The 17,258-nt window shown below is 40.5% G+C and carries 14 protein-coding genes; 8 read left to right on the plus strand and 6 right to left on the minus strand.

Translation table 11 applies throughout. The features are described 5' to 3' along the window. The first annotated feature begins 490 nt into the window (after window positions 1–490). Complete coding sequence (locus RM553_RS00990; RefSeq protein ID WP_041580114.1) at window positions 491–925, plus strand: putative quinol monooxygenase; 435 nt, start codon at window positions 491–493, stop codon at window positions 923–925. Between the two features lie 158 nt (window positions 926–1,083). Here the strand turns inward: RM553_RS00990 and RM553_RS00995 are convergent, their stop codons facing one another. Beyond that, the gene (locus RM553_RS00995) at window positions 1,084–2,289 is read right to left on the minus strand and encodes a site-specific integrase (protein ID WP_037317065.1); all 1,206 of its coding nucleotides are present in this window, start codon (window positions 2,287–2,289) and stop codon (window positions 1,084–1,086) included. Between the two features lie 594 nt (window positions 2,290–2,883). On the opposite strand from RM553_RS00995, the gene RM553_RS01000 reads away from it, so the two are divergent. The 3 genes from RM553_RS01000 to RM553_RS01010 all read left to right on the plus strand — a co-directional run bounded on the left by RM553_RS01000 (window position 2,884) and on the right by RM553_RS01010 (window position 7,157). Beyond that, complete coding sequence (locus tag RM553_RS01000; protein ID WP_311533029.1) at window positions 2,884–3,378, plus strand: hypothetical protein; 495 nt, start codon at window positions 2,884–2,886, stop codon at window positions 3,376–3,378. An 18-nt stretch (window positions 3,379–3,396) separates the two neighbouring features. Then, the gene (locus RM553_RS01005) at window positions 3,397–6,054 is read left to right on the plus strand and encodes a CHAT domain-containing protein (RefSeq protein ID WP_311533030.1); all 2,658 of its coding nucleotides are present in this window, start codon (window positions 3,397–3,399) and stop codon (window positions 6,052–6,054) included. A 227-nt stretch (window positions 6,055–6,281) separates the two neighbouring features. After that, the gene (locus tag RM553_RS01010) at window positions 6,282–7,157 is read left to right on the plus strand and encodes a patatin-like phospholipase family protein (protein WP_311533032.1); all 876 of its coding nucleotides are present in this window, start codon (window positions 6,282–6,284) and stop codon (window positions 7,155–7,157) included. A gap of 110 nt (window positions 7,158–7,267) precedes the next feature. On the opposite strand, the gene RM553_RS01015 is transcribed toward RM553_RS01010, so the two are convergent. Further along, a complete protein-coding gene (locus RM553_RS01015) occupies window positions 7,268–7,813 on the minus strand; it encodes a S24 family peptidase (protein ID WP_311533034.1) in 546 nt (181 codons plus the stop codon). A gap of 67 nt (window positions 7,814–7,880) precedes the next feature. Here RM553_RS01015 and RM553_RS01020 point away from each other — a divergent pair, with 67 nt between their 5' ends. Next, entirely contained in the window at window positions 7,881–8,774 is an 894-nt protein-coding gene (locus tag RM553_RS01020) for an IS1595 family transposase (RefSeq protein ID WP_311533035.1), read from the plus strand. On the opposite strand, the gene RM553_RS19675 is transcribed toward RM553_RS01020, so the two are convergent. Together RM553_RS19675 and RM553_RS01025 are read right to left on the minus strand one after the other, a co-directional pair. Then, complete coding sequence (locus RM553_RS19675) at window positions 8,761–9,003, minus strand: helix-turn-helix domain-containing protein (RefSeq protein ID WP_432271439.1); 243 nt, start codon at window positions 9,001–9,003, stop codon at window positions 8,761–8,763. The genes RM553_RS01020 and RM553_RS19675 overlap by 14 nt on opposite strands. Before the next feature lie 136 nt (window positions 9,004–9,139). Beyond that, entirely contained in the window at window positions 9,140–10,291 is a 1,152-nt protein-coding gene (locus RM553_RS01025) for a sensor histidine kinase (RefSeq protein ID WP_311533036.1), read from the minus strand. 278 nt (window positions 10,292–10,569) lie between these two features. Between RM553_RS01025 and RM553_RS01030 the strand changes: the two genes are divergently transcribed. Further along, entirely contained in the window at window positions 10,570–11,202 is a 633-nt protein-coding gene (locus tag RM553_RS01030) for a DUF4403 family protein (protein WP_311533038.1), read from the plus strand. 114 nt (window positions 11,203–11,316) lie between these two features. Here RM553_RS01030 and RM553_RS01035 read toward each other — a convergent pair whose 3' ends face one another. Further along, complete coding sequence (locus tag RM553_RS01035) at window positions 11,317–13,725, minus strand: glycoside hydrolase family 31 protein (RefSeq protein WP_311533040.1); 2,409 nt, start codon at window positions 13,723–13,725, stop codon at window positions 11,317–11,319. 248 nt (window positions 13,726–13,973) lie between these two features. Further along, window positions 13,974–14,621 carry a c-type cytochrome gene (locus tag RM553_RS01040; protein ID WP_311533042.1) on the minus strand — a complete coding sequence of 216 codons (648 nt, stop codon included), beginning with the start codon at window positions 14,619–14,621 and terminating at the stop codon, window positions 13,974–13,976. A gap of 130 nt (window positions 14,622–14,751) precedes the next feature. Here RM553_RS01040 and RM553_RS01045 point away from each other — a divergent pair, with 130 nt between their 5' ends. Continuing rightward, on the plus strand, window positions 14,752–15,204 hold the full coding sequence (locus RM553_RS01045; RefSeq protein ID WP_311533044.1) for an RNA methyltransferase: 453 nt from the start codon (window positions 14,752–14,754) through the stop codon (window positions 15,202–15,204). Between the two features lie 73 nt (window positions 15,205–15,277). After that, window positions 15,278–17,224, plus strand: a complete 1,947-nt coding sequence (locus RM553_RS01050) for a M1 family metallopeptidase (protein ID WP_311533046.1) — start codon at window positions 15,278–15,280, stop codon at window positions 17,222–17,224. The last annotated feature ends 34 nt before the right edge of the window (window positions 17,225–17,258 follow it).

Below are 17,258 nucleotides of genomic sequence, written 5' to 3' on the forward strand. Positions count from 1 at the left end.
ATTTATAGCAGCTCAGAGGTCACAAACATACCAAAAATTATGAAGGGAGATATACATTATAGTCTTCACTAAAAAGGCCGAGAGAACCAGAGCAATAAAATCTTGCCTAACACTTGAAAAACCATAAAGAATCGTGTAAAGTTTTAATTACTGAATTTCCTTTTCCGGGTGGTTCACTTATGTACCTTGGTAAGATATATAATATGCTAGAAACTCTCGCCTCAGCGCTGGATAAAATAAGCCCCGCCTCATACGGGACTTATTTGCAGATTAATATTAGATAACGCCGTCTTTATCAGCCGCAAGTCGCCCCCATCATCTGCAAGGTGTTGGCCACTCCTTAACCGCTATCTTCAACTTGAATTCAAATATAAAGGACTTTTAAATAACTGTATATTACAAGCTGGGAAACTTAATTTTTTCTAAATTGGTTTTTAACCAGTGAGAATATAGAAATCTAAGGGAGATATAATAAATAAAAATGGGAGTTATGAAGTCATTAAAAATCCAGCTTGCTTTCTTAACAATCATACTATGTTTTTCATCTTGCAAAGAAAATAATGTAAGTAAAGATGCCTTCAGCTCTAAGGAAATGCTCATCAGAATAGCAGAATTAGAAATTTATCCTGAGTACATAGAGGAATATAAGGAAATTTTGAAAGAAGAAGCTGAGGCCTCTGTTAGGGTGGAGCCCGGGGTCGTTTCAATTTTCCCCATGTATCAAACGGAAAACCCTAACCAAATAAGGATTTTAGAAATTTATGCTGATAAAAAAGCATACGAGTCTCATTTGGAAGCACCGCATTTTCAATATTATAAAACCAATACCCAGAGAATGGTAAAATCTCTGAAATTAATAGATATGAAAGCAATTGATGAAGAGTCAATGCCAGAAATATTTAAAAAAATTGACGGACATAATTAGCAGATTTTCTGTTAATCCATTACTGAATATATCTTTAATAACCCTGAAATTAATCTCTCCCGCATCTGTATTTGCAGAAGATATTCTTGGAAATGGAAAGATACTACTGAGGTCACCGGCACCTTTCAAAAAATTTAGGTAATTGCCATCACCTAAATTTAAAAATTGATTACACTATCCAAAGCCTCATCAGCTTCTTTATGAATAAAATTCGCTTGATAATTTATGGTGGTAGTTACCGAGGAATGGCGGTAGAGTTTTTGTAACATTTGAATTGGAATTTTATCGCCAGAAATATTCCCGAAGCTGTGACGGGCGATATGCATGCTCATTTTTTTCTTAATCTCTAGTTTTGATGCCACCCTTTTTAGGAGCCGGTTTAGGTTTCTGTTTACACTTTGGGTTCTAATAGAAACTCTATGGGTATCTGATAGGTCTGTGTCTTTGAGATAATCAAAAATCAAATCCTGTAGGGAATCTTTCTTTCGATACTGTTTGAATATAGCCTCAGCCTTTTCTGGTGTTTTAAGGGTTACCAATTTACTGTTTTTGTTCATTCGGTACATTAACCTTCCATCATTAAAATCTGACCATTTTAATTTTAATACATCACCTACCCTGATCCCGGCAAAATAAAAACTGATAAGCCATACATGCACGGCTTTTTGCTGAGGTTCTGTCAGATCGGCGGCATTTTCCAGGCGTTGTATCTCTTTAAGGTTTAAACCAATTTTCTGGGTTTCTGGAATTTTGATCTGAATTTTTCCTTTTCCGAAGGGATACATACCTCTGTCAACTAAAGATTCAGATATGGCAAGATTGTAAATAGTTCGTATTAAAATCAGATAGTTCACTACCGTACGCGGTGAACGCTTTTTATCATGAAGTAAATAGGCTTCAAATTTTTTAAGAAGTGAAACAGTTATCTCATTAAAACCTAATTCGTTTTTCTTTATAAATTTTTTTAGCTTTTTTAAGCGACCTACCTCAGTATCATATTGATGATGTCGATTCCTGTTTTTTAAATTTTCCAGATGCTTATCTGCAATTTCAAAAAAATCGACTTTTTTATTCTGTGTGATTTTCCTTTTTATGGATCTAACGTTTTGGTATTCTTCACTGCTTTCAGCTTCGAGAACTTTCTTATTTGCTTCGGCAATTTTCGATATAATAAAATTGTTGATGTAATTGGCATTAGGATGTTTTTTCCTCACACACCTATTTGTTTTATCCCAGTATTTTTCTTCAATATATTGACCGGTACCCAGAAACGTACTTTTTCTGTCTTTTGTGATCCTAATTGCTATCGGAAATTTATTTTCTGAGTTCTTTTTTTTGCGTAAAACTGCTCTAATGGTTGCCATAATAAATACATTGAATTATAAATATAGTGAATTATGGGTACAACATAGGTACAACATTTATTAGTTTAAAGCCTTATTTTTTAATATTGAAAAATATTGAAATAATCGTAAATCATTGAAAAACAGGTATTTTAAGTGTATTTGAAGGGTGGAGGTTGAAAACTCATAACCCGAAGGTCACTGGTTCGAGTCCAGTTCCCGCTACTATCAAAGACAGGGCTTCACAGAAATGTGAAGCCTTTTTTTATGGCATATTCAGAAGTAAAGCAATTTTCATGGATCATTCCTAAAAGTTGTGGACTAGGCAAATATTCTGATTAACCTGAACAGGAAGAATTCAAGGATCATTCCTAAAAGTTGTGGACTAGGCAAATATTCTGGTTAATCTGAACAGGAAGAATTCCATATTTTTCACTCCTCTAAACTGACTTCTAAAGGCTTTAATTTTTTGCATTACAGGATTTCTTACCCCCTCCCTTTTTTCTAAACTTAAATTCATATCTGTAATTTATTGATTCTTAGTAAATTATTGAATAAATTTAATGATATTTATAGTGTTTAGTATAAAAAATCTAACCACTAATTATTTCAGCCATGAAAGAAAAGATAGAATCCCTTACCGACGAGCAGGCCCAACATGCTTTATTACGTTTTTATGAACTTTTACCGGAAGAGTTTTGGCAGGGTTCCAGACTTACCTTTGGAGACTTTGAATTCTGGCAGGAAGAGATACAAGAAGCTGCAACCCCGGAGATACAACCTTTTCTTAAAGCAGTGGAAGACGAGGCTGATCCATCAGCAAGGGGAGAAACATCACGGCTTGTACTGAAGCAGATGGCAGCGCACAAAGATTTTCAGCCTTACCTGGAACAGGCTGTGGAAGAGGCTAAAATTCCGCATATGGCTCCCATTCCAGAAATTATTATTGCGGCCACTATTGTACTGGCAGCAATGCCTAAAGAGATTGAATGGAATAATTCGGCTGGAAATCAATTGAAAATCAAGTTAGGGCACTTAGATAGTGCAGCTGAATTCATCAAATCTATTACCTCTTTTCTAAAAGAATCCAAAGGACTGTTGCCATTCTAAAACAAAAAGAATCCAGGTATGAGTACGCTGGTGGAACAGATGAAGCTATTGCAGGAGGCGAATAGGAAACTTGATATCGCCATCCAGGAAAAATGGTGTCTGCTCCCTTACCAGCCTGAAAAAGCAAACAGTGAATTTATAAAAATAAACCAGGAGTTTCAGCAGCTTTCTAAAGACTGGGAGCAATGGTTAAGGGATTTTGAAAGTTTCAATATTGACAATAAAATTGATCTTCGGGATCAGATCAACTCCATACTTGACCAAATGGAGCAGTTTCTCAATCAGGGAATGGGGCTGGCTCTGGCTTTACTTGGCAGGTTAGTTGAGGCCCAGCAGGCTTATGAGCGGAGCCTGAACTTACTTGCAAATTCTCCCGGTCCTTCCGAGGCTTCTTTGAAAGAGGCAATGGGGCAGCTTGCTCTACAACGGGCTAACTTTGATGAAGCCGAAGAATATTTCCAGTCTGCTTACGATGGTTTTATGAAGTTTGCCGTACCGGAGGCCTGGCTAAAGTTTGTAAACCCCGAAGATCTAAAAAAATCTGCCCGTCTTTCGCTGGAAGGTGCAGCCAGAATGCTTGATAACCTGGCACAGGTTGCTCTGCAACGTGGGGATCGCGAAACATTTCTGCAGCGTCAGTTAAAAGCTATTGAATTTGCTAATAGCAAGGATTTTCCCCGCCTGGCAAGGAGCCTGTGGCTTAATTTCTATACCTGGCAACTTCAATGGGACGTACGCGGTAGGCTTCCGGATATTTTAAAGCAAAAGTTTAACGAGCTGCAAGATATGCAGGAAGGTGTGGGATCTGGTTTGGAGACAGATACCCTTATTCTTGAAGCCGAAAACAGTATTGTTCGCGGCAGTAGAAGCCAGGCTAGGAAACTATTGAATAAAGCAAGAGGGATTCTGGAGAAGGAACCCCACCTGATGGATAAGCGTTGGAAGCTGCATTTAGCATTCGTTAATTATTACGAATGGCAGGATGATATCCTAACCGCAATTGCGCATGCCGAAGCAGCTTTAGAGGCTGCCAAACATACCGGAGTGCCTGATCTTATTTATCAGGCCACCGATAGCCTGGTTCGCTTATCGGCCCTTGAGAAAGCAACATCCGGCCATTATTCAAGGGCAAAAAAACTGTTGGACAATACAATAGATATGCTCAGGCAAATCGAGGCGGGTGAGGTCCTGTCGCAGGCGCTAATGCAACGGGCCCTGGCATATCATCTACCTTCCGGTAATTATAAAAAAGCCCTTGCTGAACTTGATGAGGCTGAAGGATATGTTAGAACCCGGGATTTGCGGCAGCTGATCCTGGGTGCACAGGCGGCTGCTTTAAAGATGAATGGGCAAAAGGAAGCGGCATTAATAAAAATTCAGCAAGCCATTAATTTATGCCAGGAGCAGATGTTGCCGCAGGGGCAGGCTTCTGCGAAAAGTTATAGGGATTTACTTCATCAAACTGAAACCCTGCACGAAGCTGCGGCAATTTTATCGGCAGATCTGGGGCGGGTAACCGAAGCTTTTGGCTGGTCAGAAAAAGGTAAGACCCTCCTGCTACGGCAGCAGTTAGCGCAGGCAGGGCAGAAATCTCAATCGGATACATGGGAGATTCCGGGGGTCACCTACAATGAAGAATTGCAACAATCTCTCAAAGAAGAGTCAACGGCATTCCTGTTCTTTTGTATTGGAACCGGCAGAACATTGGCCCTGCTGCTTGACCCAACAAAGACGGCACCTAAACCATTTTTTGTTGACCTTAAAGAGACAGACCTTCAGGGAACAAAATTAGCCAAAGGCTTATGGCCTTCAAGTATTACAAGCGAAAATGAATTTGTCCAACTTCTTTCCTATTTGTCTGAGAAGCTATTAAAGCCGATTGCAGATGTCCTGCAGGATGTAATGGGCCGGTGCGAAACTCTATATATAGTCCCTGATTCCAGATTGTACCTTGTTCCTTTCAGTGCGCTTAGTTGCAATGGAAAACTGCTTGTGGAACACAATCACTGCTCTCTTGCTCTTGCGCCCTCTGTTGCACTGTGGCAATGGTGCCGGCAGCGTCGCCTGGCCATCAGGGAGCGTAGCTGTATGGTGGTTGGCACCGGGCATTCGGGTAAATTTTCTTTTGCAAATCAGGCAAGGGCAATCATGAGGGGATGTAACTGGAAGAATTCGCCAACTTATCTTCTGGATGACGAAAGAGAGGTAACGGCTGAAGGTATTTGGCAGACTGCCAAAAAACATAGTGTACTACACTTTTCCTGTCATGGAATGGAGGAGCCTACAACTCTCGATACGCTTTCTGCATTGCACCTTGTGCTCTCCAACAATGAAAAATGGCATGCTAAAGATGTTTTTAGTCACAAAAATGAATTGTCTGCTGAGCTTGTATTTTTAAACGCCTGTATGTCTGGCAGGTTTAGGTTGCAGGAAGGTGTGGCTATCGGGGGATTTTGGGAAGCTTTTTTGCATGCCGGCGCAACCTCCATAATTGCCACCCTGGCTGAAGTTCATCCCAAAGATGCTGAACAGCTTGCACAATCATTCTACAGAATCTGGTTAAAGGGTAACATAACCAAAGCCCGGGCACTACAAATGGCGCAACAGGAATTGCGTGAAAAAAACACTGATTCCTTTCACTGGGCCCGCTATATCCTGATTGGTGACTGCCGTTAATGCTTCAGATTATTCTCTCTAAAATTTTAATATTTATAGATACCTGCCTAAGGCTTCTGCCTGCCATCATTACGATAAAGGAAAAGTGATAATGAAAAGCCTCTCGATTTCAGTAGGAGGAACTGCATTCTGCTGCTATGCTAGAGCAAATTTATTATAATCCAATTAATAATATTAAGATTAAATGGGGAGAGAAGGCCTCTTTTAGAAACTCAAAATATGTTATCTTGGCAGGCCAACTGTTGGCGTGGCACAACGGCAAAACTAAAACTAGCATTATCATCATTAAGGGGCTAAAAGAATTATTTTCCTTCGGGAAAAAATTTCCGCATCACCTGGGCATCTGCCTAAGTGGTGGGAGTGCACGCGGTTACGCTCATGTTGGGGTTTTACAGGCGCTGCATGAACATGGGATAGAACCGCAAATAATTTCAGGGACAAGTATGGGAGCTGTGGTTGGAGTGCTTTACGCCGCCGGTTATTCCCCGGCCGATATAAAGACAATTCTTATGGAGGAAACCTTTTCTAAAATGACGGGATTTTCCTGGAGAAGGACTGGTCTTTATAAGCTACAGAAAATGAAAACAGCCCTTGAACGTTATATTCCTGAAGATGATTTTGCTGTTTTGAAAAAACCATTTTACCTGGGGCTATGCAATCTTGATTTGGGTTGTGTTGAAATGCGTGGCAGCGGACCGCTTTTTAACTACATTATCGCGAGCTGCTCTGTTCCCGGTTTCTTTGCGCCTATAGTTCTGGATGGCGTCAATTACGTAGATGGCGGACTAATGTGCAACCTGCCGGCCTCACCTATTAGGGAACAATGCAGATATCTTATAGGATCACATGTTAATTTTCCCGGAAAAAAAGTTGGATTTGCCGGGCCAAAAGCGATCCTGGAAAGATCTGTTAATCTGGGGATTACTCAAAATACCGTCCCTGAAAAGGCCTTATGTGATATAGTAATTGATCCTCCAGAGATGCAGGCTTATTCCCTGTTTGATTTCAAGAAGATAGAGGAGATCATTTCAGTTGGTTATACCTGTACTGTTGAAATGATTGATAAAGGAGAAATTCCCGTGAAGAAATTAAGAGAAAGGTGATTTTATTGATATTTTGGTGCGAATATTTTTAGATCAATGAAAAACAGGGGGGAAATCATAGTCCGTAGCTGGGAAAGTTTTGGCTATAATTTTAGCATAATCGTCCAGGATTAACTTTTTAGGTTTGGCTTAAAATTCTTTAATTTCTTGTTTAACAGATAGACTTCCCTGCTTAACGATTCCAGGGATTCCTCAAAAAACTGCATTTTTCCTTTAAAAGCCATTTCCCGGTGGGGAATAAGCACATTGCTCACTTTTCCCATTACCATTAGAAGCTGGTGAATGTCAGATTTTTTTATTTCTTTTTTCCTGCTTTCATCAGGGTTATCGCTCTCCGTCCAGAAATATCTATCATCCTCATGTTTATAAATTCGTTTGGTAAGAATTGCATCTTCCGTTACGAGGATAACAATAGAACCATCGAGCACATGATCCAGATTTCGCTGGGTTTGACATATTAAAATATCACCAGACATTACTGTAGGCTCCATACTATTCCCTTCGTTCTGAATTAAAATACTATCCTTGGTAGGATTAAAACCCGGAATCCTGTAATATTCAAAATCATCCATGACATCTTCCTCATGCATATTCTTTAGGAATCCGGCATGTGTCTTCGCATTAATTAATGGAATAAAGCCGTTCTTGTAATTCATTTCAATTAAATTTTTAGAGGTCAGTATTTAAATTCATATCTTAGAAGTCAATAAAATAAGGGAAATTATGAATGTTTTCAAGGGTCAAAATCTCCTAGAGTTCTCTGATCGGTTCAAAACCGATGAAGATTGTAAAGAATACCTGGCCAGGATTAAATGGAATGATGGGTTTGAGTGCCGTAAGTGTGGTCATAAAAAATCCCAAGTAAGAAAGGATTTCTCGAGAACCTGCAATATTTGTTCGCACCAGGAGTCTGCTACTTCCAATACACTTTTCCATAAAGTCAAGTTTGGCGTGCGCAAGGCTTTTTTTATCGTCTTCGAGATGGCTACCAGCACCAAAAGTCTTTCGGCGAGTTATGTTTCTGTACGTTTCGGGGTGACAGAAAAGACAGCGCGCCTGTTTATGCACAAAGTTCGGGAAGCCATGGAAAGCAGTGGTAACCATCCTATGGATGGAACTGTCCACGTTGATGAATTTGTCCTGGGTGGGCATGAAAAGGAAAAAATTGGCAGAAGTTATAAGGCCAGGAAAAAGAAAGCGATAACGGCTGTTGAGCTAACGGATGATGGCAAGGTCAAGAGAATGTACGCAATGCGTATTGATGATTTTTCGGCCAGATCCCTGCAATATATCTTTGTTGATCATATCAGCCGTGACGCGAAAATAACAACAGATAAATGGCGTGGTTATAGGCCGATTGCAAAAGCGTATGATATTACACAGATTGAAAGTAATTCTGGTTTGAATTTCAAGGCGTTGCACACGATGATCCATCAAATAAAATCATGGATAAGAACAACATACTCTTGGGTCAGCGATTTTAATATCAATAGATATTTTAATGAGTTTTGCTTTAGGGTCAACCGCTCACAGAGCAAGGCAACAATCTTTAATAATCTACTAACCAAAATGGTCAACAAGGATAAAGTGTATCACAAACAAATTATATGTAACTAACTACTGACCTCAATAAATTTTTATTTCCGGATAAGAGAAAATCGGCGGTCACTTCATACAATCTCGACAGTCTTAGGAGGTGTTCCGAATTAATACCGTTTTGACCATTTTCCATGAGAGAATAGGCAGGCTGTGACACAAAAAGTTTTTCAGCTATAAAAGATTGGGGATAGTCCCTCTTATAACGTAAATCTTTTATTCTTCTTGCAATCTCCAATCGTTCTCGCATAATTCCCGTATTGTACCTAATATTATTCGAAAATATAAGGTAGGCTTATTTTTAGGCCTCGATAGTTAAACAGGTGTTAATATGCTATAATCATTTTAAGATAATTTTTAGAAAATCAAGATACTCGTGACCTTCGTTATTCTGCAGGAGATTCGCTAAAGTTGAGTTTGGAGCGTACTTTCCCGGGCTTGTTTTTATACTTGTGAAGCATAATGCTAAAAGTGGTGCCTTTACCTTCGTTGCTTTCCAATTCGACGCTTCCTCCATGTGCCTCAGCAACTGCTTTAATTAAGGTGAGTCCCATTCCCCAGCTTTTTAATTTTCCCGCACTTTCTTTTTTGCTGCTATTAAGAAAATCAAAAATCCCTTCCTGCTTATCCTGTGGGATAGGATTACCAAAGTTATGCACGCTGAGACTTACTTTTTCGGGAAATTCCTTGACCTTAATAGTAATAGCAGAATTTTTTGCACCGTGTTTTACAGCATTAGATACCAGGTTTTCAAGGATCCTTCTTATGGCAGTACCGTCAAATATTCCATTTAATTCCTGGATATCGGTTTCGATGTGAATGTCGTTGGTGTAGATTTCAGAAGCTTCTGAATATACCCATTTAACATCCCGCATCAGGTCTACGTTCTCAAAGTTCATCGTGATGCCTTCCCCTGCTTTTACCGTTATGGCATCAAGCATTCCTTCCATTAATTCCAGCGACTTTTTTAAGCTTCTCAATCCAAGTTTTTGAAGTCTCTGTAGCCTCTCTTCTCCTTCGCTATAATCCATCATCTCTATGGCAAGGTAGGCGGCAGAAACCGGGTTTCGGATATCGTGGGCTAATGTGCCTACCAGCTTATTCCGCATTTCCTGAAGGGCTTTAGTAAATGAACCCGCGGAATTTAACATGGCGGTTTCCAGGGTATACTTCAATAATATTCCAACTTCTGCAGTATAGGCATCATTTTTCCTAAGAAAATCCGTAAGAGTTTTGTGAAATATAATGTATTCATGCAATATTTGCTCCACGGTATATTTTGAAGAGGCAGCCCTGTGCCGCCCGTGGTCTATACTGTTCGATATAATTTCCTCGTATCGCTCCTCATTTTTTATTTCTTCAAAACCCTCATACCTGTCCATAATTTCGGCAATATCTTCCAGTACATGAGGTAGTTGGTTTCTTAATGCAAGATTAGAGCTGATTCTGGAAGCTTCAACTTCCTTTTTTACAGTTTTCGACCAGGAATCCATAATTTCATCATTGAACTTCCTAATGATTTGAGCTGCTCTTTTCATCTTAAATTTGCATGTTAAGGAAATGCAAATTTATTCAAGATTTGCCAATTTTAAAAGTTTAATACTAGTCCAATATAATGATATTTACATTTTATTGCTTTTTTTGAAGGAATTCACCTCCTTTTTTTGTTAAAGTAATCTTAAGATATCTTTGGTTATTCTATGGATTTAACTTAAAATTAAAGTGAAAGAAAAAATACTGTCACCTTACAATGGTTTTTGGAAGATTAGCTCTTAAAAAAGCTATTTTAGTAAAATAACTGTACTAAATGGAATCAATGCAAAACATAAGCCCTGGAAATCTCATCCTTCAGTTACCCCTGAAGGTGCAATATGGGGTAATGGAAGATATTTTAAGAGACCGGGCCATAGGAGAGAAAATCGGAACTGTAGATGATAAAGGGGAAACCACAAACTATGCTGAAATACTGGACATAACTTTTGGAGAAAGCCTCAGAGAAGATTTCGATTTTGCCGTTAACCTGAAATTTAAAACCCTCACCAAATTATTTAAAAATAAGATTGGAAGGCTGGAAATGGATGTGGCACTGGAGTTTGATGAAGCGACGCAGGAAATAGGTATAAAAAATTACAACCTGGAAGGGGATACCAATAATTGGTTAATGAACAATTTTATTGAAAAAATGGTCAATAATGTGCTCTACGGAACATTAAAAAAGAAAATGAAGTTTGATTTGAGCCCTTTGATTGCCCGCCGGTTGGAAAAGATAAATTCAAAGTTCTTGGCTGGGATGGAACCACTGGAAGGTATTCTGGCAACCGGGGAAATTAAAAATTTTAAAATAGACAACATTGTTCCCGGCAGCGGATTTTTACTCATTCAGGTGAGCCTTAATGCTGAAGCCATGGTAGCAATCGAACATTTAAACCTGGAGCAAATAAAAGCATAACGCTGTTGGGTATTAATTTTTATTAAAAGCTGCGTAGAGCCTCTTTTCTATCCAACCGTGAATTTGTTTCCGCATAAAAGGCTGATACCTGTTTTTGATAAAGCTTATAAAGTTTCAGGTTTTTTCCCTTACCAGGTGCAGTAATTCGAATTTCTTCGGAATTTTTAGCGTGGAGTATTCCGGATCATATTCCAGTTGGACCAGGCTTACTTCTTCAGTGTCTATAAAGGCTTTTCCAATTTTAAACGGAAGGCCGTGAAACCTTACCTGGAGATGCTCATAGGGAGTTAGGTATTTCCCGTCTTTATGCTGTTGAATAAAAACTTCACTGGCCCTGCCTCTGAATTTGAAAGTTTTAAGGCTGTACCTGCCCTTCTTATAATCATAGCCATCATGCGCGTCTTCATATAAAACAGAAGTTTCGTTTCCGTTTTTATAATAAATATCAAGATATAGTTCCTTCAGTACAATTTCATCTACATATTGCTGTACCGGGAATTTTGGAATAATAGCTCCCTCTTTTACAAAAATGGGTGATTTTTCTAAAGGCGCATCCACCCAAATTTCTTTTCCGCCAACAATCTGCTCGTCATTCCAGAAATTATACCAGCGTCCTTTTGGAAAATAAACGCGCCTTCCCAAGGAATTAATATCCTGGATGGGACATGCCAAAATCTGGTTACCGAAGATGAATTCATCAGACCTGTAATAAGTATGGGCATCTTCCTGGTCAAAATAAACCAAAGGCTTTAAAATGGGTATTCCCTCCTCTACATATTGGTAAAAAGCCGTGTAAAGATAGGGAAGAAGCTGGTACCTGAGGTTCACAAATTCCCTTGTAATATTCAGGACTTCTTCTCCAAATGACCATGGCTCCTGGTTTCCATGGTCGCCGGAAGAATGCACGCGGCAGAAAGGATGAAAAATTCCCAGCTGAATCCACCTCGTGAACAATTCCCCCGAAGGCTGCTCCGCAAAACCACCAATATCACTGCCTGTAAAGCTCATGCCACTTATACAAAGGCGCTGCACCTGGGTGTTGGCGAGCCATAAGTGTTCCCAGGTGGCAACATTATCTCCCGTCCAGGTGGAGGTAAAACGCTGGCCGCCGGCAAAATTTGCTCGGGTCATATTAAAGGGGCGTTTGGGAAAAGCGTATTTTTTTACTCCCTCGTAAGTGGCCCTGGCCATTTGCATTCCGTAAATATTATGGGCTTTTCTATGGCTGCAGGCATTGTCATCGTAATCATGCCGTACGTCCAGGGGAAATGTTTTGCCGGGCACTTCCATCACTGCAGGTTCATTCATATCATTCCATACGCCTTTAATGCCAATTTCACCAACAAGTTCTTTAAAAAGATCTGCCCACCATTCCCTTACTGCAGGATTGGTGTAATCTGGAAAATAGCACTCACCGGGCCAGACTTTGCCACGCATATATGGGCCATCGGCCCTTTTGCAGAAATAATCCTTTTCCAGCCCTTCCCTGTAAACATCATAATTGCTGTCTATCCTTATGCCCGGATCAACAATTGCCACCGTTTTAAAGCCTTTTTCCTCCAGTTTTTCAACCATCTGTTTGGGGTTCGGGAAATGTTCCCTGTTCCAGGTAAAGCATCTGAAACCATCCATGTAATCTATGTCCAGGTAAACAGCGTCACAGGGAAATTTCAATTTTCTAAAATTATCTGCGAGTTCGCTTAACCTTTCTTCCGGAAAATAACTCCATTTACTTTGATGGAAACCTAATGCCCACATGGGCGGCATGTCGGGCGTTCCGGTGAGGTGAGTGTAGGAGGACACCACATCGGCCATTTGCGGCCCATAGATAAAATAATAGTCCATTTCTCCCCCTTCAGCCCAAAACCTGACCGCATTTCTCTTTTCATGGCAAAAATCAAAATGAGAGCGAAAACTGTTATCAAAAAAAATTCCGTAGGAGGTGTTACTATGGAGCCCAATATAAAAAGGAACCGCTTTATATAATTCGTCTACATCTTTACTGTATGCGAACTGGTCGGTATTCCACAGGCTTAATTTTTTTCCTTTCAGGTTAAAACTGGTTGGCTTATCTCCTAATCCGAAAAAGTTTTCTCCATCCATGGATGTTTTAGACATCTTTACGTAGTTTCCTCCGTATTCAAAATTTTCTTGCCAGTGAAAACCGGCTTCATCTTCAAGAATTAATTTATTCTGAAGGTCATAAATGGCAACTTTCAGGTCCCTGGTAGAAATCCGGCATTTAACTTTACTGGTGAGAATAGTAATAAAAGAAGGGTTTTCCTGTATTTCGAATTTATTAAAACCATGAATAGTTTCCTTATCTATGGCATAGGAAAAGTCGTTTTCAAAGATCCCGTCAGTACCATATCTAAAGCGAAGGATGCTGTCCCTTAAAACATCAATTTTAAGCAGTACGTTGTTTTCTGTGGTAAAAGTGACAGAGTTGCCCTCAAACCGGAATTCCTTTATCTGGCCGGGGAATAAATTTCCTTTGGTTTCCAGTTCGGTACTTGTGATCATAAAAGAAGGTTTTACTAAATCATCAAATTTTTCCCGCGAGTAAAACTTTACCCAAATGAAAATTAGAGGCAAAGATAAGGTATGAAACCATATCATTATTGGTTCGCTATAACATTAACTGATTATTGCTGAAGGAAAAACTTATACTTTGCACTAAAAGTAGTGGCCTTAGCTTTCAGGCTTTAATTCTGTTATGAACATAAAAAAGGATCGCTGTGAATGGCGATCCTTTCGCGTTCGCGGAAGATTTATTGAACGCTGGCTATTTTACTGGGAGAGGAAGGAGGTGGCACGGCATTGTTAACCGGTTGCGTGTTCTTTAAGTAAACGAAGATTGCCGCAAGATCCTTATCGCTTAACTTAGCAAAGTTTTGCCAGGGCATAGGAGGTAATAGTGGCCGTCCTTCTGGCATACCCTTATGTTTCCCTTCTCTTATGGCGGCTATAAACTGTTCTTTTTTCCAGGTTCCAATCCCGGTTTCGTGCGGGGTGATGTTGGATGCATAAGATATGCCCCAGGGCCCAATGGCTGCGGTAAGATCGGCATTCATCAACACCCATCCTTCCGCAACAGCCTCAGGATGGTGCTTTGGAAGTTTTTGCCCTGCCTGGTATCCCGATAAGGCTAATTCCGGTATAATTTCCGGCCCTTGTTCTCCCATTCTTTTTGGCGAATGGCAGTCATGGCAACCAATGGCATTTACCAGGTATTCCCCTCTTTTAATAGAGTCCTTTACAGTCATACTGGCTTTATCAGGAACATCTTCATAGTATTTATCTTTACAGCTGAAAGAAATAAGAATAGAAGCTATAAGGCAGAATCTTAACCAATTATTCCATGCCTGCGAAAAAGACCTTCCGCAGTAAGGCGAAAGGCCGGTAGAGGGAGTAGCCATAGGGGAGAAATATTTATATTAACAATATTAAGATTAGAACAACAGGTTAAAGGTTCTATTAATTACTAGAAATGGCAATAGGTGTTTTCCGGTATTTTTTATTCTTGCGGAGGAAAACTATTTTTGAAATATGAAAATAGATAATCTTGAGCAGGGATTTTTTGGGATTGGTATTCAGAATGGGAAAACGCCCGAAAATCTTGGTGTACTATGGCGTTCCGCTCAAAATATGGGAGCCAGTTTTATCTTCACCATTGGCAACCGGTACGCAAAACAAGCCTGCGACACCCATAAAGCTGTTGGAGCAATGCCTTATTTTCATTATAAAAGCTTTGATGATTTTTATGCTCATCTTCCCAAAGGAGCCATGCTGGTGGGAGTGGAGCTTACAGAAGATGCCGAGCCCCTGGAAACATTTAAGCATCCGCGCCGCTGCGTGTATTTGCTGGGCGCTGAAGATCACGGGTTATCAAAAAAAGCTATTTCAAAAGCCCATCACCTGGTAAAATTTAAATCCACGCTCAGCCTTAATGTTTCGGTAGCTGGAAGTATTGTGATGTATGACAGGGGACTGGAGAAGTAATTCCTGCCTCTGCTCCTGCCTTTTTTCTGTTCTATTCCGTAATTTAGCGGGAGTCAAAAATTAAAATTTTATAATGAAGCAATTTACACGAACAGCCGTTGTGCTTATGCTTATGAGTATTTTTAGCTATAGCGGTTATGCACAGGAGGTTATAGAGGATAACCAGTCCGATTTTGGAGAATTTATGGACCGCAGCGGTAACCGCTTTAGGTCTGCCTCCGGAGTACCTGGTGAAGAATACTGGCAGAATGAAGCTGATTACAAGATTAAGGCGACCCTGGATGATGAGAACCACCGTATTTCAGGGAATGTGGTACTTACTTACACCAATAACAGTCCGCAGGATTTGGATTTTATCTGGATGCACCTTGAACAAAACAGGTTCACCCCCAATTCCCGGGGCACCCTTACCACTCCAATAAGCGGGAACCGCTATAACGGCGATGTAGACGGGGGCTATACGATAAGCAACCTGGAAGCCAAAGTAAAACGCAGCACTTCTTCCCATTATATTATTTCTGATACCCGTATGCAGGTGTTTTTTGATAAGCCTGTTCCTGCCAATGGCGGCCAGGCCACCATTTCTATGGATTTTGAATATAAAATTCCGGAGAAAGGCATGGACCGGATGGGACGTCTTGATGTTGAAGACGGTACCATTTATGCCATGGCCCAATGGTACCCAAGGGCCGCGGTTTATGATGATGTTGAAGGCTGGAACATCGAGCCATACCTGGGCGCGGGAGAATTTTACCTGGATTACGGAAATTATGATTACGAAATTACCGCTCCTTATGATCACATAGTGGTAGGATCTGGAGAATTGCAGAATCCGCGGGAGGTGCTTTCGGGTACTATGCGGGACAGGATGGATAGAGCCTCTGAAAGTGACTCTGCTGTTTTTATCGTAAAGCCTGAAGAGGTGAAGGATATGTCTCTAAGGGCCAAAAACAGCGGCATGCTTACCTGGCATTTTAAAATGGAAAACACCAGGGATGTGGCCTTTGCTTCTTCGAAAGCTTTTATCTGGGACGCGGCTAAAATTAACCTTCCCGGCGGGAAGACGGCCATGGCACAATCGGTTTATCCACAGGAAAGCGCAGGCCGGGAAGCCTGGGGGCGTTCTACAGAATATACCAAAGCAGCCATAGAGAATTATTCCAATATGTGGTATGAATTTCCTTATCCCGTGGCTGTAAACGTAGCGGCAGCGGTAGGCGGAATGGAATATCCCGGCCTTAGTTTTTGCGGATGGCAGTCTGAAGGCGAATCCCTGTGGGGTGTAACCGATCATGAATTTGGACATAACTGGTTTCCTATGATTGTTGGTACTAACGAACGCAGGTATGCCTGGATGGATGAAGGTTTCAATACTTTTATAAACCATTACAGCACTCAAAAGTTTAATAACGGGGAATATGCTTCAACATTAAACCAGACCAGGAGAATGGTTGGATGGTTCACCAGCCCAAGCCGGGAAGGTATAGATACTTATCCTGATGTTACTAATTTGAGAAACCTGGGGATGACGGCCTATTATAAACCAGCCGTAGGATTGTTGCTGCTTCGGGAATATATTTTGGGGCATGAGCGCTTTGATAATGCCTTCAGGTCTTATATTGAAACCTGGGCATATAAACACCCGCAGCCGGCAGATTTCTTTAACCATATGGAAAACGTGGCGGGAGAAAATCTTTCGTGGTTCTGGAAAGGATGGTTCTACGGAACCGGAAATATTGATATTGCCCTGGAGGATGTAGAGGAAAAAGATGGCAATTATATTATAGAGCTTTCCAACCTGGGAGATATGCCGATGCCTGTGGAAATGAAGCTGACTTACGAAGACGGCAGTACAGAAGATCTAAGGCTGCCGGTGGAAATCTGGCAACGTGGTGATACGTGGAGCCATCTTTTGGAAACAAATAAAACCTTGGAGAGAGTGGAGCTGGATCCTGATAAGATTATCCCGGACATCAATTTTTCCAATGATGTCTGGCCAAAGAATATCTATAAGAATTAATTTTTTCTGAAAATTGTAATTTGAAGAGACCGCC

This window comes from Autumnicola tepida (assembly GCF_031846485.1).
In the GTDB taxonomy this organism is placed as follows: Bacteria; Bacteroidota; Bacteroidia; order Flavobacteriales; family Flavobacteriaceae; genus Autumnicola; species Autumnicola tepida.

Bases quoted from the DNA above. Each gene is read 5' to 3' on its own strand.
- RM553_RS19675 (WP_432271439.1), bottom strand. From the start codon at position 9,003: ATGCGAGAACGATTGGAGATTGCAAGAAGAATAAAAGATTTACGTTAT.
- RM553_RS01040 (WP_311533042.1), bottom strand. From the start codon at position 14,621: ATGGCTACTCCCTCTACCGGCCTTTCGCCTTACTGCGGAAGGTCTTTT.
- RM553_RS01000 (WP_311533029.1), top strand. From the start codon at position 2,884: ATGAAAGAAAAGATAGAATCCCTTACCGACGAGCAGGCCCAACATGCT.
- RM553_RS01005 (WP_311533030.1), top strand. From the start codon at position 3,397: ATGAGTACGCTGGTGGAACAGATGAAGCTATTGCAGGAGGCGAATAGG.
- RM553_RS01030 (WP_311533038.1), top strand. From the start codon at position 10,570: ATGCAAAACATAAGCCCTGGAAATCTCATCCTTCAGTTACCCCTGAAG.
- RM553_RS01020 (WP_311533035.1), top strand. From the start codon at position 7,881: ATGAATGTTTTCAAGGGTCAAAATCTCCTAGAGTTCTCTGATCGGTTC.
- RM553_RS01035 (WP_311533040.1), bottom strand. From the start codon at position 13,725: ATGATCACAAGTACCGAACTGGAAACCAAAGGAAATTTATTCCCCGGC.
- RM553_RS00990 (WP_041580114.1), top strand. From the start codon at position 491: ATGAAGTCATTAAAAATCCAGCTTGCTTTCTTAACAATCATACTATGT.
- RM553_RS01025 (WP_311533036.1), bottom strand. From the start codon at position 10,291: ATGAAAAGAGCAGCTCAAATCATTAGGAAGTTCAATGATGAAATTATG.
- RM553_RS00995 (WP_037317065.1), bottom strand. From the start codon at position 2,289: ATGGCAACCATTAGAGCAGTTTTACGCAAAAAAAAGAACTCAGAAAAT.
- RM553_RS01015 (WP_311533034.1), bottom strand. From the start codon at position 7,813: ATGAATTACAAGAACGGCTTTATTCCATTAATTAATGCGAAGACACAT.
- RM553_RS01045 (WP_311533044.1), top strand. From the start codon at position 14,752: ATGAAAATAGATAATCTTGAGCAGGGATTTTTTGGGATTGGTATTCAG.
- RM553_RS01050 (WP_311533046.1), top strand. From the start codon at position 15,278: ATGAAGCAATTTACACGAACAGCCGTTGTGCTTATGCTTATGAGTATT.